The 21,434-nt window shown below is 68.0% G+C and carries 22 protein-coding genes; 7 read left to right on the top strand and 15 right to left on the bottom strand.

What is annotated here, in order from left to right; genetic code table 11:
- Positions 1-39: 39 nt before the first annotated feature.
- Positions 40-555: a DUF2852 domain-containing protein gene (locus tag EDC22_RS01725; protein ID WP_132804870.1), complete on the bottom strand. Its 516-nt coding sequence runs from the start codon at positions 553-555 to the stop codon at positions 40-42.
- 105 nt (positions 556-660) lie between these two features.
- Positions 661-1,356 (bottom strand): TetR/AcrR family transcriptional regulator, encoded by a 696-nt coding sequence (locus tag EDC22_RS01720; protein ID WP_132804869.1) that lies wholly within the window; start codon positions 1,354-1,356, stop codon positions 661-663.
- Positions 1,357-1,576: 220 nt separating this feature from the next.
- Here EDC22_RS01720 and EDC22_RS01715 point away from each other — a divergent pair, with 220 nt between their 5' ends.
- A complete protein-coding gene (locus EDC22_RS01715; RefSeq protein ID WP_132804868.1) occupies positions 1,577-2,446 on the top strand; it encodes an NAD(P)-dependent oxidoreductase in 870 nt (289 codons plus the stop codon).
- Positions 2,447-2,684: 238 nt separating this feature from the next.
- On the opposite strand, the gene EDC22_RS01710 is transcribed toward EDC22_RS01715, so the two are convergent.
- The 5 genes from EDC22_RS01710 to EDC22_RS01690 all read right to left on the bottom strand — a co-directional run bounded on the left by EDC22_RS01710 (position 2,685) and on the right by EDC22_RS01690 (position 6,065).
- Positions 2,685-3,155, bottom strand: coding sequence for an Lrp/AsnC family transcriptional regulator (locus tag EDC22_RS01710; protein WP_132804867.1), 471 nt, complete (start codon positions 3,153-3,155; stop codon positions 2,685-2,687).
- 350 nt (positions 3,156-3,505) lie between these two features.
- Entirely contained in the window at positions 3,506-4,126 is a 621-nt protein-coding gene (locus EDC22_RS01705; RefSeq protein WP_132804866.1) for a uracil-DNA glycosylase family protein, read from the bottom strand.
- A 9-nt stretch (positions 4,127-4,135) separates the two neighbouring features.
- A complete protein-coding gene (locus EDC22_RS01700) occupies positions 4,136-4,882 on the bottom strand; it encodes an MBL fold metallo-hydrolase (RefSeq protein WP_132804865.1) in 747 nt (248 codons plus the stop codon).
- Positions 4,879-5,490 carry a glutathione S-transferase family protein gene (locus tag EDC22_RS01695; RefSeq protein ID WP_132804864.1) on the bottom strand — a complete coding sequence of 204 codons (612 nt, stop codon included), beginning with the start codon at positions 5,488-5,490 and terminating at the stop codon, positions 4,879-4,881. Before EDC22_RS01695 ends, EDC22_RS01700 begins: the two co-directional genes overlap by 4 nt.
- A gap of 59 nt (positions 5,491-5,549) precedes the next feature.
- Entirely contained in the window at positions 5,550-6,065 is a 516-nt protein-coding gene (locus EDC22_RS01690; RefSeq protein ID WP_132804863.1) for a thermonuclease family protein, read from the bottom strand.
- A gap of 126 nt (positions 6,066-6,191) precedes the next feature.
- Between EDC22_RS01690 and EDC22_RS01685 the strand changes: the two genes are divergently transcribed.
- From EDC22_RS01685 to EDC22_RS01675, 3 genes are all read left to right on the top strand, one after another.
- Entirely contained in the window at positions 6,192-7,721 is a 1,530-nt protein-coding gene (locus EDC22_RS01685; protein WP_132804862.1) for a sensor histidine kinase, read from the top strand.
- Between the two features lie 71 nt (positions 7,722-7,792).
- Positions 7,793-8,509, top strand: coding sequence for a retropepsin-like aspartic protease family protein (locus EDC22_RS01680; protein ID WP_132804861.1), 717 nt, complete (start codon positions 7,793-7,795; stop codon positions 8,507-8,509).
- Between the two features lie 133 nt (positions 8,510-8,642).
- A complete protein-coding gene (locus EDC22_RS01675) occupies positions 8,643-10,142 on the top strand; it encodes a phosphomannomutase/phosphoglucomutase (protein WP_132804860.1) in 1,500 nt (499 codons plus the stop codon).
- Between the two features lie 19 nt (positions 10,143-10,161).
- Here EDC22_RS01675 and EDC22_RS01670 read toward each other — a convergent pair whose 3' ends face one another.
- The gene (locus EDC22_RS01670) at positions 10,162-10,659 is read right to left on the bottom strand and encodes a PAS domain-containing protein (RefSeq protein WP_165926746.1); all 498 of its coding nucleotides are present in this window, start codon (positions 10,657-10,659) and stop codon (positions 10,162-10,164) included.
- A 144-nt stretch (positions 10,660-10,803) separates the two neighbouring features.
- On the opposite strand from EDC22_RS01670, the gene EDC22_RS01665 reads away from it, so the two are divergent.
- On the top strand, positions 10,804-11,847 hold the full coding sequence (locus EDC22_RS01665; protein ID WP_165926745.1) for an AraC family transcriptional regulator: 1,044 nt from the start codon (positions 10,804-10,806) through the stop codon (positions 11,845-11,847).
- 359 nt (positions 11,848-12,206) lie between these two features.
- Positions 12,207-12,605 (top strand): MerR family transcriptional regulator, encoded by a 399-nt coding sequence (locus EDC22_RS01660; protein ID WP_132805108.1) that lies wholly within the window; start codon positions 12,207-12,209, stop codon positions 12,603-12,605.
- A gap of 74 nt (positions 12,606-12,679) precedes the next feature.
- Here EDC22_RS01660 and EDC22_RS01655 read toward each other — a convergent pair whose 3' ends face one another.
- From EDC22_RS01655 to EDC22_RS01635, 5 genes are all read right to left on the bottom strand, one after another.
- Positions 12,680-13,507: a sulfite exporter TauE/SafE family protein gene (locus EDC22_RS01655; RefSeq protein WP_132804857.1), complete on the bottom strand. Its 828-nt coding sequence runs from the start codon at positions 13,505-13,507 to the stop codon at positions 12,680-12,682.
- A 25-nt stretch (positions 13,508-13,532) separates the two neighbouring features.
- Positions 13,533-14,534 (bottom strand): tRNA dihydrouridine(20/20a) synthase DusA, encoded by a 1,002-nt coding sequence (gene dusA, locus EDC22_RS01650; RefSeq protein ID WP_132804856.1) that lies wholly within the window; start codon positions 14,532-14,534, stop codon positions 13,533-13,535.
- A gap of 159 nt (positions 14,535-14,693) precedes the next feature.
- Positions 14,694-15,281, bottom strand: a complete 588-nt coding sequence (msrA, locus tag EDC22_RS01645) for a peptide-methionine (S)-S-oxide reductase MsrA (RefSeq protein ID WP_132804855.1) — start codon at positions 15,279-15,281, stop codon at positions 14,694-14,696.
- Positions 15,282-15,286: 5 nt separating this feature from the next.
- Entirely contained in the window at positions 15,287-15,760 is a 474-nt protein-coding gene (gene msrB, locus EDC22_RS01640; RefSeq protein WP_425385496.1) for a peptide-methionine (R)-S-oxide reductase MsrB, read from the bottom strand.
- 161 nt (positions 15,761-15,921) lie between these two features.
- Positions 15,922-17,139: a winged helix-turn-helix domain-containing protein gene (locus EDC22_RS01635; protein ID WP_132804854.1), complete on the bottom strand. Its 1,218-nt coding sequence runs from the start codon at positions 17,137-17,139 to the stop codon at positions 15,922-15,924.
- Between the two features lie 145 nt (positions 17,140-17,284).
- Between EDC22_RS01635 and EDC22_RS01630 the strand changes: the two genes are divergently transcribed.
- Positions 17,285-17,968, top strand: a complete 684-nt coding sequence (locus EDC22_RS01630; protein WP_132804853.1) for a GntR family transcriptional regulator — start codon at positions 17,285-17,287, stop codon at positions 17,966-17,968.
- A 183-nt stretch (positions 17,969-18,151) separates the two neighbouring features.
- Here EDC22_RS01630 and EDC22_RS01625 read toward each other — a convergent pair whose 3' ends face one another.
- Both EDC22_RS01625 and EDC22_RS01620 read right to left on the bottom strand, forming a co-directional pair.
- Entirely contained in the window at positions 18,152-20,131 is a 1,980-nt protein-coding gene (locus tag EDC22_RS01625; RefSeq protein ID WP_132804852.1) for a D-apionate lactonase family protein, read from the bottom strand.
- A 175-nt stretch (positions 20,132-20,306) separates the two neighbouring features.
- Complete coding sequence (locus tag EDC22_RS01620) at positions 20,307-21,416, bottom strand: ABC transporter ATP-binding protein (protein ID WP_132804851.1); 1,110 nt, start codon at positions 21,414-21,416, stop codon at positions 20,307-20,309.
- Positions 21,417-21,434 lie beyond the last annotated feature (18 nt).

The following is a 21,434-nucleotide window of genomic DNA, read 5'->3' as shown; positions in this document are numbered from 1 at the left end:
GACGCGGCGGCCTGACGGCCGCCACGGCCATCGGAGACGTCAGGCGGTGGCGGGACCGCCGGTCTCGTCGGGGCGCGGGCCATCGGAACGGGCTTCGCGCCGGCGCGCCATGAAGCGGTCGAATTCTTCCCGGTCCTTGGAGCGCTTCAGTTCCTCGAGGAATTCGCCGAAGGCGCGCTGCTCGTCGGCGAGCCGCTGGCGTTCCCTCTCCAACCGCTCGAGCTCGGCGGCCTTGTACTCCTCGAAGGCGGAATTGCCGGTCGAGGCCCGCAGTCCGTCACGGGTTGAACGATGGCGGCGGCCACAGGCCCATGAGAATTCGTGTCCGTGCTCGCGCTTCCACGCCATCGCACGCCCTCCCCACAGCTTGAACACCAGGAACGCCAGGCCGATCGGCCAGAAGATCAGAAAGCCGAGGATGACCGCGGCGATCTCCCAGCCCTTCCAGCGCCGGCCGTCCGGATCCCGCACGAGACCCTTGCCCGCGGTTGCACGCGGCGGCCCGGCGGTCACACCCGGTCCCCACGCGTCAGCCCAACTCGCACCACTCGCCATGGCGGCACCTCCGTCTGGAATGTGAACAAAATTTACATAGTCGGGCGCAAGGCGCCGTTCAAGGGGCAAGCGTCAGACAACCTGCGGTCGCCGGTCCGGGCCGGGTCAGGCCGCAGGGCCGTCGCGCTCGCTCCCGGCCGGCGCCGGGGTGCAGGCGCCCCGTACCAGCGCCTCGACACCGCGCGACAGTACCTCGGCCGCGGTCGGAACACCCGGCCCGTGCGGCAGGCGCCCGGCGGCCGCCAGCGTGGCGACGCCATGCGACAGCGCCCACACCTGCAGCGCCACCAGCCGCGGATCGGTGCCGCCGAAGGCATCGGCGCCATATGCCCGGACGAGACCATCAACGAGGATGCGGAAGGCACCTGCACCGGCGTCATTGTCAGCCCGCACGGCTCCACCCGCATCGAACATGGCAGCGTAGTAGCCGGGCTCCTCGGCGGCGAAGGCAAGATAGGCCTCGCCCAGCCGGTTGAACGCGGTCGCCGGATCGGCTGCCGATGCCGCTGCTGTCCGCAGGCGCTCGGCGAACAGATCGAAGCCCCGATCGGACACGGCGGCGATCAGCGCCGCTCGGTCCTTGAAGTGGCGGTAGGGCGCCGCCGGGCTGACGCCGGCGAGCTTCGCGGCATCCTTCAGGGAGAACCCGGCCGGCCCATGCTCGGCGATCAGCCGGCGCGCCGCCTCGATCAGAGCCTCGGCGAGATTGCCGTGGTGATAGCCGCGACGACGCGCAAGCCACGGGCTGCCGCCCTGCCCCTCGCTGCCCGGAGCGGCGCCCGGTGTAGGTCCGTGTCGCATGTGCTCATCCTGACAGAGCTTGACGCAGACCGGAAGCACCTCTCCCCCGGGACGTCGGCGGGCCGCCGCACCGTAACGGAATGCCGCGATCGGCAGGCCTGCCCGCCGGCAAGCAGTTGTTCCGGGGCCGCCGGTTTGCCGACCCGGCCCGATACGCTAAAACGCCGATACCCTGAAACCCCTGACACCCGCATGTGGACGCGAGAGGGAGCTTGAGGACATGGCGAAGGTCGCATTCATCGGACTCGGCGTGATGGGCTATCCGATGGCGGGACACCTGAAGGCGCGCGGCGGACACGAGCTGACCGTCTACAACCGCACCGCCGCGAAGGCCGAACAGTGGGTGAAGCAGCACGGCGGCACGGCCGCACCGACCCCGAAGGCGGCGGCGGCGGGATGCGATTTCGTGTTCGCCTGCGTCGGTAACGACGACGACCTGCGTGCGGTGACGACCGGCCCGGACGGCGCCTTCCACGGCATGAAGAAGGGCGCGATCTTCATCGACAACACCACAGCCTCGGCCAATGTCGCACGTGAACTGAAGGCGGCCGCCGACAAACTCGGTATCGGCTTCCTCGATGCGCCCGTCTCGGGCGGCCAGGCCGGCGCCGAGAACGGCGCGCTGACGGTGATGGTCGGCGGTGATCCCGAAACCTACGCCAGGGCCGAACCGGTTATCAAGGCCTACGCAAAGATGGTCGGGCTGATGGGCCCCTCTGGCGCCGGCCAGCTCACCAAGATGGTCAACCAGATCTGCATCGCCGGACTCCTCCAGGGCCTCTCCGAAGGCATCCACATGGCGATGAAGGCGGGTCTCGACGTCGAGAAGGTGATCGGCGTCATCTCCAAGGGTGCGGCGCAGTCCTGGCAGATGGAAAACCGCTGGAAGACGATGAGCGAGGGCAAGTTCGACTTCGGCTTCGCGGTCGACTGGATGCGCAAGGACCTATCGATCTGCCTCGACGAGGCCCGCTCCAACGGCGCGCACCTGCCCGTGACCGCGCTGGTCGACCAGTTCTACTCCGACATCCAGAGCATGGGCGGCAACCGCTGGGACACGTCGAGCCTGATCGCGCGGCTGCAGAGGTAGGCGGCTCCGTCGCGCCCGCCGCGGCGCGACATGGCGGTTGCCAGCGCCCCCGGCGCCGGGGACGCACGAGCCTCTTGCCGTCGTGCCCGGCCGCGACCCGGGCGTCGCGACGGCCATCCGGGACGACGGGCCTGCATGGGGGCAGCCGTGGGATCGGGCCCCTGCAACCACAGGGACGAATGGGGCAGTCGGCAGCCTCGGATCAGGCACGCTCGAGGCCGCCTCCCCGAGCCCGGCGCTACGCTTCCGCCGCGAATTCCAGCGGCAGGGCAGTCGTGAACTTGATCTGCTCCATCGCGAAGCTCGACGACACGTCGCTCAGGGCTACCCGGCTGATCAGCTTCTTGTAGAAGGCGTCATAGCGTTCGATATCGGGGACGACGACGCGCAGCAGATAATCCACTTCGCCGCTCATCCGGTAGAACTCGACCACCTCCGGCAAGTCGTTGACCGCCGCAGCGAACTTTGCCAGCCAGTCCTCGGCGTGCTGGTTGGTGCGGATCGCCACGAACACGGTTACGCCGGCGCGCACCTTCTTCGGATCGAGCAGCGCGACCCGACGCTGGATCACCCCCTCTTCCTCGAGCTTCTGGATGCGCCGCCAGCATGGCGTCGTCGACAGCCCGACACGCTTGCCGATCTCGGCGACGGGCATGGTGCAGTCCTCCTGCAGGATCGCCAGGATCTTGCGGTCGATGCGGTCGAGCATGGGGCGCCTTCAGAATGGGTTTCCATTCGGATGAAATTTTCGAGGATCATTTGGATCCAGAATCCCGAATGGCCGAAAGCATAGATTTTTTTTCCAGAATGTCCAGCCTGGCGCCTTGCCGGGCCTGCCGCCTGAGACCCATATTCCGTCCGGCGGCCGGCGTCTGCGCCGGCAATTGGCACGGAGGCGCGACATGCCACGACAGGCGAAGGACCGACCCAGCCGCAACCGTCCGTCGAGCCTGCTGACGCGACTCGTGCAACGCCTCGGCGCGATTGCGCTCCTGTCCGCGCGTCGGCTCGGTCCCGCCGCCCTTGGCTGAGCGGCGGACCCAGCGGTCGCCCAGCCGCTCACGCCGTCAGCCGGACAACCTCCGCCTTCAGCACCGGCAGCACCTCTGCGGCAAACCAGGGATGGCGTTTGAGCCAGCCGGTGTTGCGCCAGGAGGGATGCGGCAGCGGCAGGACGCGCGGCCGGCGCCCGCTGTCCCAGATCGCCCGCCAGTTCCGGACGGTCTCGGTCAGCGACGCGCGACCGCAGCCGAGATGATAGGCCTGGGCGTACTGGCCGATGGCCAGCACCAGCTCGAGCTGCGGCATCGCCGCGAACACCCGGTCGTGCCAGGCTGCCCGGCATTCCGCGCGGGGCGGCAGGTCGGCGCCGCGGCTGTCCTGTCCGGGGAAGCAGAAGCCCATCGGCACCACCGCGACGCGGGAGATGTCGTAGAAGACGTCCCGGCCGATCCCCATCCAGTCGCGCAGCCGTTCGCCCGATGGATCGTTGAACGGAATGCCCGTCGCGTGGACCCGCGTTCCGGGTGCCTGCCCGCAGACAGCAAGCCGCGCTGAGGACGACAGCCGGACGACCGGCCTCGGTTCATGCGGCAGCGGCGGCCCCGCCGGCGCCTCGACACAGATCCGGCAGGCGCGGATCCTCGCGACGAGTTGTTCGAGCTCGCCGTCCGTTGGCACGCGCCGATCTCACACCTCGATCACCATGCCGTCCTCGGCAACGAGGATCGACGGTTCGAATTCGCCGCGCCGTGCAAGCGCCTCCGGTCCCAGATGGGTCAGCATGATGCGTCCGCTCGCGATCCGCCCGAGCGCGGCCCGGATGTCGACATATTCGACGTGATTCGGGATCGGCTTCTCGAAGGCGTAACTTTCGCAAACGAACAGATCGGTGCCACGCGCCACGTCGATCAGGGTTTCAGTCCACCCCGTGTCGCCCGAATAGGCGAAGGTGCGCCCACCGCCGGAAAGCCTGAGGGCGAGCGCCGGCGCTCCGGAGGGATGGCTGACCTCGAAGGTCTCGACGCCGAAGCCGGCCACTTCCGTCCGGCCGCCGACCGGCAGATCGCGGAAGATCAGATCGAAGCCGAGCTCGTTGCGCGAGGAACCCGGATACATCACCTCCTGGGCGGCGCGCACCCGCGCCTCGACCCCCGGCGGCCCGGCGATGACGAGCGGCCGATCCCGGCAGGCGACGAACTGGCTGTGCAGCAGCAGGAACGGCAGACCGCCGAAATGGTCGCCATGCAGATGCGACAGCACGACCGCATCGACGGCGCACGTGTCGAACCCGAGCCGATTGAGGCCATACAGCGAGGTCGCGCCGAAATCGACGAACACGCGAGAGGAACCCGAATCGAGATGGAAGCAGGTGTGCAGCCTGCCTCCCGAGCCGAAGGCGTCGCCGCAACCGACCACCGTGAGGGTCATGCTCATGCAGCCGCACTCGGACGGGCGGAGACCGTGCCATGCCAGCGTCTGACATGCGCGCAGTCGGTCGGGACAGCGAGGCGCGCGACCTTCATGAAGTCGACGGCAACAAGCATCGAGATGTCGGCGATGGTGAACCGGTCGCCCGCGACAAATTCGCGTTCCGCAACTTCCCTGTCCATCAGCCCGAGAAATTCGAGCACCTTCGGCCTGTTCGCCTCGCCCCATTCCCGGATCTGGGGTTGCTCGAGCGGCGCCATCGCCGGATGGACATGCCGGAAGGCGTGGGCGATCGCCGCCAGGAAATTGAGGTCGAGCCGGCGCTGCCACATGTCGACCAGCGCCCGTTCCAGCGCTGTCGTCCCGAATAGCGGCGGTTCGGGATGCAGTTCATCGAGAAATCGGCAGATCGCGACGGATTCGGATATGTGGGTTCCATCGTCGAGTTCGAGCACCGGCAGGCGCTGGATCGGGTTGATCGCCGCAAATTCGGGCGTCTTGTGCTCGAGCGCCATGATGTCGAGCTCGATGCGGGGAATGTCGATCCCCTTCTCGGCCATGAAGATGTTGACGCGGCGCGGGTTCGGCGCCCGACTGCAGGTATAGAGCTTCATCTCATCGCTGTCCCTAAAGCCGCTGCCCTCAGGCTACATACCGGCATCCGCGCCTGCCGTCATGGGTCGGCGCGCTGCCGCCGCCACGCCGCCGGCCGGTCGAACTCGCCCGCCCACAGACCGGCACCCTCCTCCCGCGCCGCCGCCTCCTCAATGGCATAGTCGCCGTTGCTGACGGCAAATCCGCGCGCGACCATCTCGCGGTTGAGTTCACGGTCGCCGACCCGGCAGACCGCCAGCACCCGGTCGTAGTCGTCGCGGCCCGCGCCCTCGCACGCTACCTGCCGGCCGGCGATGAGCTCGCGCAGCACCAGCGTCGCCGCCTCGCCACACGCCCAGCGCTCGCGGTCGCGGACGCAGGTCTGGTCGCGCTCCGGCGCGTCGATGCCCCGCAGCCGGGTCTCCACGACGCCCACCACGAGGCTGTCGCCGTCGAGGACCCGGGCCTGCCCATAGTAGCTGCGCGGCCGATCCGACGGAACGTAGACGACAACAATCAGCAGCAGCGAGACGATCACCGCCGCCGTCATCAGCTCGTCGATCTTCGTCAGGCGGCTTGTCCTGCGGCGTCGCACCGAATCGACCTCCCACGGTTAACGCTCTCTCGCCGGAAGCATGATCTTAAGGATTTTGTCCCAGAACGGTCAGGTCTCGCCGCCACTTTCCCTGCGGCGGATGCGTGCAGTGTGCCAAGGGTTGCGATGTCACCGACCGGAGAGCCGAGGACCGGACCGGAGTCCGATGAGCTCCGCGAGCGCCGGCGGGGCGTCTCCGCGCGGATCCGGCGGGCGCGCGACCAGCTGACCTCTCAGACCGGCATCCATCCCGCCTTCGATCACGAACTGTTGCTCGCCTATGCGCGCAATCAGACCGGCATCGCGCTCGTCGTGCCGCTCGTGGCGATCATCATCGCCGGCATGACGACGCTATGGATTCCATGGTCACAGGGCGCGTTGTGGCTGTCCGGCGTGCTGATCGGCAACGGCATCCTCACCTATCTGTGCCGCCGGTACGAAGGCACCGACAGCCGCAAGGTCCGCGCCCATATGTGGCAGCGTCGGTTCTACGCAGCCGAATTCCTCAACGGCGTGCTGTGGGGCACGATTGCCTTCCTGTCGACGCCGCCCGGAGACACGGCCCCGCTGATCTTCATGTTTGCGGTGCTGATCGTCATCCTGGCGATGCGCACGGTGACGGCCAGCAACCTGCCGCTCGCCTCCATCGTCGGAACCCTGCCGATCACCGGCGCCATCGTGCTGCGCTTTGCGCTGCTGGGCGAGGTTCACTACATGGCGATGGCGGGCCTGGCGGTCGGCGCCCAGGTGTTCTTCATCATTCTCGCCCGCCAGTTCCATACCACCGAACTCGCCATGCTCGGCCTGCGGGCCGAGAAGGACGCGCTGATCGCCGAGCTCGAGCATGCCCGCGCCCTGTCGGACGAGGCGCGCCGGCGCGCCGAGGAAGCCAACCTCGCCAAGTCGCGCTTCCTCGCCACCATGAGCCACGAGCTGCGCACCCCGCTCAACGCCATTCTCGGCTTCTCCGAAGTGCTCAAGGACGAGATCCTCGGGCCACATCAGGTCGCCGCCTACAAGGAATATTCCGGCGACATCCACCGCAGCGGCGAACATCTGCTCAACCTGATCAACGAGATCCTCGATTTGTCGCGCATCGAGGCCGGCCGCTACGAACTGTCGGAAGAGGCGGTGTCGCTGCCCGGCACGGTCGCCGACTGCCATCACCTGCTCAAGCTCAGGGCCGACCAGCGCGGCGTCACCATCGAGGAGAACTTCGAACGCGACCTGCCGAAGATCTGGGCCGACGAGCGCGCGGTGCGGCAGATCGTGCTCAACCTTCTCACCAATGCCATCAAGTTCACGCCGAATGGCGGCAGGGTCGTGCTCACGGTCGGCTGGACGGCCGGCGGCGGGCAATATCTCAGCGTCCGGGACACCGGTCCGGGCATTCCAGAGGAGGAAATCCCGACCGTGCTGCAGACCTTCGGCCGAGGATCGCTGGCCAGCAAGAATGCCGAGGAGGGATCGGGCCTCGGCCTGCCGATCGTCATGAAGCTGGTCGAACTGCATGGGGGGCGCTTCGATATCCGCTCGCGCCTGCGCGAGGGCACCGAGGTCATCGTCACCTTCCCGCGTCACCGGGTCATGAAGCCGCTGCCGCCGATTGCGGACGGCGAGACGCGCGAAGCCGCGAAGGGCCGCGCCGCTGCCTGATGCCGGTTTGAAGCGGCGCCCCGGCGGATGCTACGCTTCGCTCCCGAAATCCACATGGAGACGCGCCCGGCATGCGACGCCGCTATGGCTGGCTCGGCCTCATTCTCCTCGGCGTTGCGGCGGTCATTCTGATCGTGCGGCATTCGGCCGGTTCCGTCGGCAGCCTGACAACCGACGAGTTCGGCCGTCTGGCCTATCTGGCAGCGTTGCTGCTGATCGTCGGTGCCGGCGTCGTCACCAGCCGCGCCTTTGACGCCGGCACCGCGCTGCGGCAGGCCAGCATCTGGATCGCGCTGCTGCTCGGTCTGGTTCTCCTCTACAGCTACCGGATGGAATTCGCCGGCATCGCAGGACGTGTCGTCGGAGAGCTGATTCCCGCTTACCCCGTCACATCGACCGACCCGCTCGGCCGCCAGGTCATCACCCTGCGCCGCGCTTCCAACGGGCATTTCGCGGTGCGCGGCACGGTCGACGGAGCCGCCGCGACCTTCCTGATCGACACCGGCGCGAGCGTGCTGACCCTGTCGGCGCAGACCGCCCGCGCGGCGGGCTTCGATCCGGCCGCGCTGCGCTACACTGCGCCGGTGATGACCGCCAACGGCCAGGCCTTCATGGCGCCGGTGACCATCGCACGTCTGCAGATCGGTCCGGTGGAGTTGCGCAACCTGCGGGCCTATGTCGCGCCGCCCGGCACGCTCGACGACAATCTGCTCGGCGTCAATGTCCTCGACCGGTTCGGCTCCTACGAGGTGCGCGGCGACGAGATGACCTTGCGTATCGGCGGCTGACACGCCGATGCCGGCCGGCGGACGCCCTGAACGGGTCAGGCCGTCCGGCTTCGTCGGCGGGCTCCGCACTTGGATGACCGGCCTCTCCCGGCTAGAACGGCGGCATTCCCTGTCCCAATCGAACGGATCGATCATGTTCCCGAAGCCGATCGCGACCGCCACCGCGAATACCCCCGAGTTCGAACAGACCCCCCTGGTCAAGCCGACCGGCTTCCGCGAGTACGATGCCCGCTGGCTGTTCGGCACCGAGCTCAACCTGATGGGTGCCCAGGCCTTGGGTCTTGGCATCGGCACCTATCTGCACGAGCGCGGCGTCAAGCCGGAGATCGTGGTCGGTCACGACTACCGGTCCTACTCGCAGTCGATCAAGCTGGCGCTGGCCAACGGGCTGATGGCGGCGGGCTGCCGCGTCCACGATATCGGTCTGGCGGTATCGCCGATGGCCTATTTCGCCCAGTTCGCCCTCGACGTGCCGGCGGTCGCGATGGTGACGGCTAGCCACAACGACAATGGCTGGACCGGCGTCAAGATGGGCGCCGAGCGGCCGCTCACCTTCGGCCCGGACGAGATCGGGAGGCTGAAGGAGATCGTCCTGTCCGGCTCCGGCGTCACCCGCGACGGCGGCGGCTACGTCTTTGTCGAGAACTTCGGCGAGCGTTACATCGCCGACCTGATCGGGACGAGGAAGCTCGATCACCCGCTCAAGGTGGTCACCGCCTGCGGCAACGGCACTGCCGCCCTGTTCGCGCCGCAGGTGCTTCGGGCGATCGGCTGCGAGGTGGTCGAGCTCGACTGCACGCTCGACTACACCTTCCCGCGCTACAACCCCAATCCCGAGGACATGGCGATGCTGCACGCCATCGCCGACGCGGTCAGACAGAGCGGCGCGGCCGTGGGGCTCGGCTTCGACGGCGACGGTGACCGGTGCGGCGTCGTCGATGACACCGGCGAGGAGATCTTCGCCGACAAGGTCGGCGTGCTGCTCGCCCGGGACCTGTCGAGCCTCCACCCCGGCTCGACCTTCGTGGTCGACGTGAAGTCCACCGGCCTGTTCATGACCGACCCGGTGCTTCGGCAGAATGGCGTCAAGGTCGACTACTGGAAGACCGGACACTCCTACATCAAGCGCAGGGTGCACGAACTCGGCGCGCGGGCCGGTTTCGAGAAGTCGGGACACTTCTTCTTCAACGCTCCCGTCGGGCGCGGCTACGACGACGGCCTGGTGGCGGCCATCGCGGTATGCGAGATGCTCGACCGCAATCCCGGCAAACGGCTGTCCGACCTGCGCAGATCGCTGCCCCGCACCTGGCAGTCACCGACCATGAGCCCGCACTGCGCCGACGAGGTGAAGTACGAGGTGGTCGAGCGCGCCGTCGCACATTTCACCGCCCGCGCGAGATCGGGCGAACCGATCGCCGGTCAGGCCGTGCGCGACCTGGTCACGGTGAACGGAATCCGCATCGTCCTGGAAGACGGAACCTGGGGCCTTCTGCGCGCCTCCTCCAACAAGCCCGAGCTCGTCGTGGTGGTCGAGAGCCCCACCTCCGAGGCCAACATGCGGGCGATCTTCGCGGAGATCGACGAGTATCTGTCGGCCCAGGCCGAGGTCGGGGCGTACAATCAGAAGATCTGACCGGCCCGGAGGGGCGCGTTCAGATCGCCTCCGCCACGTCGCTGTCGCCCTCCTTCAGCCGGACGAACAGGCCGAGAAGGCGCTCCACCGTGTGCCCGTCCTCGGACAGCGGCAGCAGCAGGCGCTCGAAACTGCGCATGTCGCCCTGCCGGGTGACGATGGTGCGGATCCAGTAGTGGCCCCGCCGTTCGTCCAGCGCGATTCGGTAGGTGCGCTCGATGCCCGGATAGCTGTCGGGCGTCACCATCTCGTCGAGGGCATAGCCCTCGCCGTCCCGGTCGAACGCCTCCGCCAGCACCGCCGTCCGCCCGAAGCGGAAACGCGGCTTGCCGACGTCGCGCCACTCCACCTCGATAATGGCAAGGCCCGGATGATCGCGGAGCGTTTCGTGCGCAAGCATGTCCGACAGGCTTGGCAAACGCCCCGAAGACACGAGGTCGCACCAGCGGCGATAGGCGATGACCAGCGAATCGTCCGCGGAGTCCGGCAGCACTGTGGCCTTGAATTCCGGTCGCATGCGCATTGCCCCCAGCGCTGTGTCGGTCTCTTGGTGCCGGAACGATCGCTCCGGCGCTCACAATATCCGTTCTGACGCGCGCGCAGCATTGCCCCACTTCGCTTTTGGCGCCAAATTGTTTTCCGTAGCGGCAGGATCGAAATGATGAGCGGACCGCTCACGGAGCGACTGCGGGTGGCGACGGGCCTCCTGGCAGGGCTTCCGCCCGTGCTGGCGGAAAAGGGGCTCGACTTTGCCCAGATCGCCCGGGCCGCCGGCCTCGATCCGGTCGCCGCGGTCAGCGAGGACGCCTTCGTCGGCCTCGCCGAATTCGCCCGATTGCTGGAACTGGCCGCGGTGGCGACCGACGACGACTGCTTCGGGCTGCGCCTCGCGGATCGCGTTTCCGGCGAGCTGAGCGGTGCCCTCACCTATGCCATGCGCAACGCGCCGACGCTGCGCGATGCGCTGCTCACGCTGATCCGTTACATCCGCACCCGCATCGACGTGACCGGCTTTCAGCTCACCGTCGAGGATAACCAGGCGACGGTCGAATGGACCTTCTCGCCGCTGATCGTCCATCGCGCCCAGCTCTGCGACTTCTCCGCGGTCCTGCTCGTTCGCTATGTCGGATGGATCGTCGGTCCGAACTGGCGGCCGACCAGTGCGACCATCGAGCGTCCGCCGCCGCGCAGCCAGGATGCGCACCGCCGTCTGTTCGGCCGACGGATCGCCTTCGTCCAGCAGGGCAATTCGATCGCGTTCCCGGCGGATCTGCTGTCGCTGCCGATTGAAGGCGCCGATCCGGTCGTACACAAGATCGCCCGGCAGCTGCTCGACCGACAGCTCGCCGAGCGGGGAGAAGCCACCGATCTGATCACCTGCGCACGCGAGGAGATCGTCTGGTCGCTGCCCAGCGAGGAAGGCATCCAGATCGATCGACTGGCCCGACGTCTCGGCGTCAGCACCCGCACCTTGCAACGCAAACTGGCCGACGCCGGTACCAGCTTCCAGGAGCTGGTCGACGACACCCGCAGGATGCTGGCCAGGCGCTACCTCGAGGACCGCAACCTGCGACTCTCCGAAATCGCCTACAGGCTGGGATTCTCGGCTCCCAGCGCCTTCACGCGAGCCTCCTACCGCTGGTTCGGCAAGAACCCGGCGGAGGTGCGACGCAAGCTGACGACGGACCGGCGCGACGACGATTGAATCGTGGTCAGTCGGTTCCGGCCTTGCAGCCGCGGAGCTCCCGGATAAAAGAATGGCGCACCGGGATAAGGTCCGCGTTTGGTTCATGTGACAAAAGGACGATGACACAGCCGCTTGCGCATGCACGACATTCTCGGTTGGGGAACGGAATGTCGGCATGTTCGGGCCGTTCGGCGTTGGACGGCGCCCACATGTCGTCGCGGGCGGCGGCGGACTCATCACATTCGCTCAGCGGGGGAAGGCGGATCTCACGATCCAGGCGACTGCGTCGCCAGCTGGATCCTTGGCTTTGGAGGCTCGAATTGACTGAAGACTACGGTAACCGCGGCGGCGCGGTCAGACTTCAAGGCGCCACCGACATGGGCTCCGCACCGACAACCGTGCGTACGCACTTCACCATCGGCGAGATCGCGCGCGAATTCGGCTTCACGTTGCGGGCGCTGCGCTTCTACGAGGAAAAGGGTCTCATCCGGCCGCGCCGCACCGGCAACCGCCGCCTCTACTCGGCCGCCGATCGCCAGCGCCTCGAGATCATCGCCAAGTGCAAGAAGGTCGGCATGCCGCTCGACGACATCCGCGACATCCTGGGCGTCGGCAACGATGTGGCGAATGATCCGGCCCGCTCCGAACGCATGCTCGACAAGATGCTGACTCGTCTCGACGCGCTGACCGAAGAGAAGGCGCGCATCCACGACTACACCCAGGAAGCACTGCTCCTGATCGCCGATCTGAAGGCGAAGCTCGGCCGCGCTGCCTGAGACCGGCCGTCGGCAACCGGTCGTCCGTGGCCTGCGCATCGCCCGCCGTCCGGCGGGCGATTGCGTCGAGGCGATCAGATCAGGTCCCAGATGAACCGCGCGGCGACGATCAGCAGGAATATGCCGAATCCGGCCTCGAGCTTGCGCTTGTCCAGGGCGTGGGCAATGCGCACCCCGATCGGCGCGACGATCAACGTGACCGGCATGACCAGCAGCACGCCAAGCACGTTGACATAGCCTGCCGAAAACGGCGGCAGACCCGGATTGCCCCATCCGGCCCAGGCGAAACCGATCGTGCCGGGGATGGCGATGATCACGCCCAGCCCCGAGGACGTCGCCACCGCCTGGTGGATGGTTCGCCCGTAGAGCGTCATCACCGTATTGTTGAGCACGCCGCCACCAACGCCCATCAGCGTCGACAGCACGCCGATCACAACGCCGATGACACTGCGCCAGGGCTGGCCCGGGATGTCGGGTCCCAGTCGCATGCTGCCGATGCCGACGATCAGTCTGAGACCGATCACCACTGCGATGGCGGCAAAGATCCCCTGCAGCGCCGCGCTTGAGACGTAGTTGGCGACCAGCGAGCCGATCACGACGCCGATGACGACCGGCACGACCCAGCTTCGCAGCAGCTCCATGTCGACCGCGCCCCTCGCCTTGTGGGCAAGGTAGGAGCGGATCGACGTCGGCAGGATGATGCCGAGCGAGGTGCCGATGGCGACATGCATGCAGATGCCGGACTCGATGCCGAGCATCAGCAGGAACTGGTAGAGCACCGGCACGATCACCGCGCCGCCGCCGATGCCGAACATGCCGGCGAGAACCCCGGCAATGGCGCCGGAGGCGATCAGGGCCAGGGCGAGTGCGAGCAACTCGCCATTCGACGCGACGATCTGCATGTCGCTGTTCCTCCGAGGCGTGCAATCAGGCGGCGTCCGACCGCGCGGCGGCCGTCACCATCGACAGCGCCTCGTGGAGGAGACGGGTGGAGGCTCCGGGTCGCTGCGCGTCGACGCTTAGCATCCGGCGCCACAGGCGCGCGCCGGGCGCACCGTGAAACAGGCCGAGCAGTGGCCGGGTGAGATGGTGCAGCGGCACGCCGCCGGCATGCATCGCGGCGGCGTATTCGGCATAGGCCTCGACCGCGGTGACCGGATCGCTCTGCGGATCTGCCTCGCCGAACAGGCGGCCATCGACCTCCGCGAGCAGGCCGGGACGCTGATAGGCGGCCCGCCCGAGCATGACACCATCGACATGGGCAAGCTGAACGAGCGCCTCGTCGAGCGAACCGATGCCACCATTGATGACGATAGGCAGACGGGGAAATGCCTGCTTCAGGCGATGCACACGCCCGTAATCGAGCGGTGGGATCTCGCGGTTCTCCTTCGGGCTGAGCCCATGCAGCCATGCCTTGCGCGCATGCACGATGACCAGATCGGCCCCGGCATCGCGGACGGCGGCGACGAACGCATCGAGCGACGCCTCGATGTCCTGATCGTCGATGCCGAGCCGGCACTTCACCGTCACCGGAACCGAAACCGCCGCCTTCATCGCGGCCACGCAGCGCGCCACGAGCAGGGGCTCGGCCATCAGGCAGGCGCCGAACCGCCCGGACTGGACCCGGTCGGACGGGCAGCCGACATTGAGGTTGACCTCGACATAGCCGAACCCCTCGGCAATCCGAGCCGCCTCGGCGAGTTCGGCCGGATCGGAGCCGCCAAGCTGCACGGCGACCGGCTGCTCCGCGCCGCTGAAGGCAAGCAGGCGCCGGGGATCGCCGTGCCGGATCGCTGGCGCCGTCACCATCTCGGTGTAAAGCCGGGCACGCCGCGTCAGCAGCCGGTGGAAGAACCGGCAGTGACGGTCGGTCCAGTCGATCATCGGGGCGACGCAGAAACGCCACTCCTGCGGCGATGCAAAGGTCATCAGCGGTACGGGCCCGGTTGGAGCCCGATCTATTGCGCAAGTGCCGGAGGATGATCAAGCCGCGTGCGATCGTCCTCGTCCGCCCCGAGGACAGGCAGGGTGCGGGCGGCGTCATCGCGCAGGGCCGGCGAGGCGAGGGGCCTGCGAATCTCGCCTCGATTACCAGAGCGCCCTGAGGCGCGCGTCGCGGCCGCAGCGGCTGCGGTAGAACTTGTACTTGAGCGGGTTGGTCCGGTAGTAATCCTGATGATAGTCCTCGGCCGGATAGAACGTTGCCGCAGGGCGGATCGTCGTCGCGACCGGCTTGCCGAACCGCTTGGCAATGCCCTGCCTGGACGCTTCGGCGGCGCGCCGCTGATCGGCGTCGCGCACGAAGATGGCGCTGGCGTACTGGCTGCCCCGGTCGCAGAACTGGCCTCCGGCGTCGAACGGATCGACATTGCGCCAGCACACGTCGAGCAACGTCTCGTAGGAGACGCGGGCCGGGTCATAGACGACCCGTACCGCCTCGACATGGCCCGTCGTACCAGTCGTCACCTGCTGATAGGTCGGGTTGGCGAGATGGCCGCCGATATAGCCGGCGGTGGTCGAGACGACGCCGGGGATACGGTCGAAAGGCTCCTCCATGCACCAGAAGCAGCCGCCGGCGAACACCGCTTCCGCCGCCCGCGCGGCGGGAGGGAGCGCAAGCAGCGCCAGGAGGATCAGGCCCGCGAGACCGGAGAGAAGCCAGCGCGGCAGTTGCATGACAATCAGGCCCCGGCCGGTCGGAACAGCATGGCGACGCCGTTCATGCAGTAGCGCTTGCCCGTCGGCGGCGGGCCGTCGTCGAAGACATGCCCAAGATGCCCGCCGCAGCGACTGCAATGGACTTCCGTGCGCGTGCCGAAGATGCCGGGGTCGGGTTTCGTCCTGACGGCACCGGCAATCGGCGCATAGAAGCTCGGCCAGCCCGTGCCGCTGTCATACTTGGTTTGCGAGGGGAACAGCGCCTGGTCGCAGCCAGCGCAATGATAGGTGCCGGCGCGCCTCTCCTTGCCGAGCGGGCTCGACCAGGCTCGCTCGGTGCCCGCCTGTCGCAGGACACGGTACTGCTCCGGCGTCAGGACGCGGCGCCACTCGGCATCGCTTTTCGTTACCGCAAATGCCGCGGCCGGCCGCACCGCAAGGGCGAGCATGACGAGCCCGCCGAACCCGGTGGCACAGAAATGTCGCCTGCTGATCAACGCTCGCCTCCGATCTCGGGAGACATTACGAAAGCCACGGCCGCCCGGCTTGCCACGTTGCGGTCGCGGCGGATCAAACATTCGTGCGCTGAGCAACCCCGACCGACCGGCCGCGCGGCGCGACGCGGACTCGCAGCCGTCCGCACATTGAGGCCGAGCACTCAGCGAAGCGCCGACCTCAGCGCGGGAGCAAGATCCCCGGTGGTCTCCGCCGCGACGTCCGCTAGACCAAGCCAGGCGGCCATCCCGCGAAGTTCGTCGGCGAGCGGTCCGGCGACCACCTCCGGCACCGCATGGGCCTCGCAATGGGCGGCGTTGACCCGCAGGACACCCGTCGCCCTGTCGGCCTTGAGGCAGACGCGGGCAACCAGGGTCTCGCCCAGCAGGAACGGCAACACGTAGTAGCCGTGCACCCGCTTCTCGGCTGGCGTGTAGATCTCGATGCGGTAGCGGAAGCCGAACAGCCGCTCGGCCCGGTCACGTTCCCATACCAGTGAATCGAACGGCGACAACAGCGCCCGCGCCTCGACCTTGCGTGGAAACCTCGCGGTCGGATCGAGGAATGCCGACTGCTTCCAGCCAGCAACGGTGACCGGCACGAGCGCGCCGGCCTCGACCAGTTCGCCGATCCGCTCGGCGGTGCCGTCCACCGGCAGCCGGAAGTAGTCGCGCAGGTCGCGCTCGGTGGCGATCCCGAGCGAGCGGGCAGCAATGCGGATCAGCTCGCGCCGGGCATCCGCCTCGTCGGGCGTCGGCGCCGCCAGGATGTCGCCAGGCAGGACGCGCTCCGGCAGGTCGTACAGCCGTTCGAAATTGCGCCGCCTCGCCGTCGTCACCAGACCTGCCCAAAACAGCCATTCGAGCGCCAGCTTGCCGTCGCTCCAGCCCCACCAGCCCCCGCTCGACCGGCCCGCAATGCTGATCTCGCCAGCGCCGAGGGGTCCCCGTTCGCCAATCTCGGCAAGCACGGCATCAATGAAGTCGCGCCGCTCCGCGGCGAACCGGGCGAGTCCCTTGTAGATCCCCTCGCCGGCGCGCGCCCGCGCCATGCGCCAGCGCATCAGGGGGTGGAGCGCGACCGGCAGCAGCGACGCCTCATGGCCCCAGTATTCGAACAGCCGTCGCCGGCGGTAGGCGTGCCGGTCGAGCAGGTCGCGGTCGTAGGCGCCGAGCCGCGAGAAGGGCGGCAGGTAATGCGAGCGCACCAGCACGTTGACCGAATCGATCTGGATCAGCCCGATCCGGTCGATCGCCTTTGCCAGATGGTTGGACGCAACGCGCGCTGCCGGCCGCCGTTCGGCGAAGCCTTGCGCAGCCAGCGCGATGCGGCGCGCTGTCTTCGGCGAGATGCGGTCGCGAGCAGCAGGGCTATACGGCATGACAATCGCCTGGCGTGCGGGCACAGCGCGCCGAGCCTAGCGGATTCCCGCCGCCGCCGACCACCTGCTGCAAGATGCTGCGGCCTGTTCAGGCCGCGCGCGGAGGCGTATGGATGAGGCGTGACACATCCAGAGAGAGGTCCGGATGGCCGGCACAACAGTACGTCGCTTCGATCTGCCGGACGCGAGCCCGATCTCCCGCGAGACCTTGCAAGACGAGGTCTACCGCCGCTTGATCGATCTCATCCTCGACGGGGCGATCGCGCCGGGCCAGCTCGTCACCATCCAGGGACTGGCCGACACGTTCGGCACCAGCGCGATGCCCGTGCGCGAGGCGCTGAAGCGACTGGCTGCCGCAAATGTGCTGACCGTCGTCTCCGGTCGGTCGATCGGCATACCGCCGCTTTCCGCCGCCCGCCTCGACGACCTGCATCGCGTGCGCCGCGAGATCGAGCCGCTCGCTGCCGGGTGGGCGGTCGCGGGGATGGATGCGTCACGCCTTGCGGGTCTGCGCGGCCACCTCGCCGAGATGACGCGCGCGGTCGCAGAAGGTGACGCCAAGACGTTCCTGAGGGCAAACCGTGCCTTCCACTTCGGCATCTATTCGGTTGCCGGATCGCCGACGCTGGATCGCATCATCGAGTCGCTTTGGCTCCAGATCAGCCCCTACTTCAACCTGCTTGGCAAGGCGGGTGCCATGCCGGTTACCAACACCGAGCACGAGGCGCTGATGCGCGCGCTGGAAGCCGGCGACGTCGCCGGCGTGCGCGACAGCCTCGTCCGCGACATCGACATCGGCTGCGGCGTGATCCGGAAGCTGCTGCAATGAACTGTCCGAAGAACTCGTGTCATCCCGACCGGAGCCCGGCAAGCACGTAGAGCCAGGATGGAGTTGCCTCCAAACGGCCGCCCTGCCCTGCCGATCCCGGATCGCCGCGACCGCGACGTCGTGGCTGACGCGGGGATGGGGGCGCGAGACCGTCATGATTGGCGCGGTCGCAGCGCCGCCCGTTCAGCCGAATCGGATTTGCGCGACCGCATAGGGGGCGAGGCCGATCGCCCTGGGATCGACCCCGATCTCGGGCAGCGTCGCCGGATCGCGGCAGGCGGCCTCGAAGGTCGATTCGTCGAGGATGCGTGCCGTCGCCTGTCCTGACACCCCCTCGACCGTGACGCGCCTGTCCTGTCCGGTGAGGTTGGCGAGCCATAGCGTCGTTGCGTTGTCGTGGATGACCGCCAGCGCCTGGATGTCGCGCGGCCGGCTCGACATGGTGTCGAGCACCGCGCTGCCCCGCATCGCGGCATGCCCGGCCACCACGAAGTAGGTCGGCATCGCCGGTGGGCGCGCCTCGTCGAACCAGGGCTGGGCGTGGTCCTGCCGTACATAGACGACACCGGCCGGTCCGGCGACCGCCCCGAGCGTCACCGCATCGACGCCCGCCCGCGCCGCATGGGCCAGAAACCCGGCATACCAGGCCGCGCCAAGGAGGCCGCGCTCGCGCGGATCGACTCGATTCATCGCCTGGCGGATGTTGCCCGGGTTTTCGGCCGGCGCTGCACCATACGGGTTGTCGCGCATCGAGATCGCGGTCGGGAACACCCAGTACGGCTTGCCGCCGCCGAAGGCCCTGACCGAGCCGAAGATCGACGGCAGCGACTCCAGCGTCTCGGTCACCGACACGTCGTCGCCGGCATGCACGATCGGCGAGCCGGTATGGCAGATGAAGTCGAGCAGTCCGGCGGGAGGCCGCTTGCGGTTGAGCTCGGTGAAGTAGCTGAACATGCCGCCGCCGACACTGGTGCCGGGAAAGGCGTCGCGCGCTGCCTCGATGAGCTCCGCCCAGCCCGGCGCCGGCGGGAATGTCGAGCCCGGCAGCGTGCATTTGAGATCGCACGCGGGCGATACTGCGACCCGCGCGAACGCCACTCCCGCCGCGGCATCGCGGATCGCGGCGATGTCGCGCCTCAGCACGGCCGGATCGGCGGTCGGCCTGCCTTCGGCGTCGAGGCAGGGGACGACGGCTTCAAGCACCAGCTCCGCCCCGGTCGCCTCCCCGAGCCTGGCGAACGTCGCCATCTCCGCGCGGCCATGGCCCTTGCGGGGATCGAAATGGCAGACGAGAAAGGCCGGTCCGAGCCGGCGGATCATGTCGGCCTTCTCCAACGCGGCCGCCGCGTGCTCGGCCGGAACGGCAAGCCCGATGGCCGGCATCGCCGTGCCGCTGCGTCCGCCGACGGTCACCGTCGCCTGTTCGCCCGACGCCGCAGCGCCTCCGGCGGCCGCCGCGGGTCGTCCCTCCAGCTTCAGCGTGACCTTCTGGTCGATCGGCTCGCCCCTTGCGATCGTGTAGGGCCACGGCAGCGCCAGCGGCCGCACATAGGTCTTGTAGGAGGCATCCATCCAGTTGCGGTGATCCTCCATCTCGAAGGCGTCGCCCTCCATCCGGCAGGTCACCGTCACGCCCGGCATGATCTCGTGGCTGAGCGCACGGATGTCCTGGAACGGGCAGGCCGGGTCGACCTGTTCGGGAAAGCGGCTGTCGACGATCCGGCCATCGGTATGTTCGACCCTGACGGGGTGGCCGACGACACCATCGAGCGGATGCAGGACGACGAAACCTGTCCGGTTGGTCACGAAATCCGTGAGCGCCTCGCCCTTCGCCGCGAAGGTCAGGGTGCCATCCGGCCGGCCGACGATCCGCGCCGAATAGGCGAGCGCCTGCGATGCGTCCTTGCAGACCGCGTCATAGGTCACCTCGAACCCGTCCTGATCCTGGGCGATCGACAGATTGCTGATGTCCGCATTGTAGGTGCCCCAGTTGCGGTCGCGCACCAGGAAGGCGATGGCGCGCAGCGCCTCCTTCCCGGCGACGGTGATGTAGCGCAGGTTGCCCGCTTCAAGGGTCGCACGCAGCGCGCCCGCGCTCAGCACGGTCGTCGCGCCGACGGGCTGCTCGGTGCCGAACAGCTTGATGGATCGGGAAGGTGTCATGGGCATCCGTCCGAGATGTTGCGCTCGTCCCAGTCCGCGTCGCCCCGGACGGCTGACAGGCCGATCCGGGATCGGGCGAAGACGACGGCTACTGCGTTCCAATCCAAGGTCTTGCTCCGCCCGGCCGCGATGACCCGGCAAGTGTGGTCCGGCAAGTCTGCGACGGCCACCATCCTCATCCCGCGATCACCTTCTGCGTCCCGGGGTCGATCAGCACGATGCGCGACATGTCCACGGCCAGCTCGACCCGGGTTCCGGCGCTTTCTACCCAGTGCGAGGGCAATTCCGCCGTGACCTCGACACCGTTCAGGCGGAACTGGGCATAGGTGCGCGTACCGGTCGGCTGAACGAGGTCGATGAGAACAGGAATCCGCGGCTGCGACGCTGTTTCCGAAGCACCATTGCCGCCGCGGCTGATATGCTCCGGGCGGACGCCGAAGATGACGTCGCGGCCCCGCCAGGCATCGTAGGCGGCGGCGCGGGCTCGGTCGAGCGGAAGCCACCGGTCCTCGTCGAAGGCAAGCGACAGCCTGCCATCCCGGGCTTCCAGCTTCGCCGGCACGAAATTCATCTGCGGTGATCCGAGAAAGCCCGCCACGAACCGGCTCACCGGCCGCTCGAACAGATCGAGCGGCGCGCCCTGCTGCTCGATCACCCCGTCGCGCAGCAGCACGATCCGGTCGGCCAGCGTCATCGCCTCGATCTGGTCGTGGGTGACGTAGATCGTCGTCTTGCCGATCTCCTGATGCAGCCGCTTGATCTCCGCGCGCATCCCGTCGCGCAGCTGGGCGTCGAGATTCGACAGCGGCTCGTCGAACAGGAACAGCCGGGCATCGCGCACGACCGCCCGGCCGATCGCAACGCGCTGGCGCTGGCCGCCGGACAGCTGGCGCGGCGTTCGGTCGAGCAGCGCCGTGATGCCCAGCATCTCCGCCGCCTTGCCGACGCGCAGGCGGACCTCGGCGTCCGGTACCTTGCGCGCCCTGAGCCCGAAGGCGATGTTCTCGAAGACATTGAGATAGGGGTAGAGCGCGTAGTTCTGGAACACCATCGCGATGTTGCGGTCGCGTGGTCTGAGGGAGTTGACCACCTCCCCGTCGATGCGGATGGTACCGGCGCTGATGTCCTCCAGTCCGGCGATGGTTCTCAGCAGCGTGGACTTGCCGCATCCGGAGGGGCCGACGAACACGCAGAACTCGCCCTCGGCGATGTCGAGGTCGATGCCCTTCAGCGCCTCGACCTTGCCGTAGTTCTTCCTCAGGCCACGGATTTCCAGACGCGCCATCTATGCCTCGCGATCCAT

Source organism: Tepidamorphus gemmatus (genome assembly GCF_004346195.1).
In the GTDB taxonomy this organism is placed as follows: Bacteria; Pseudomonadota; Alphaproteobacteria; order Rhizobiales; family Tepidamorphaceae; genus Tepidamorphus; species Tepidamorphus gemmatus.
This window is presented reverse-complemented; position numbering and strand designations above follow the sequence as displayed.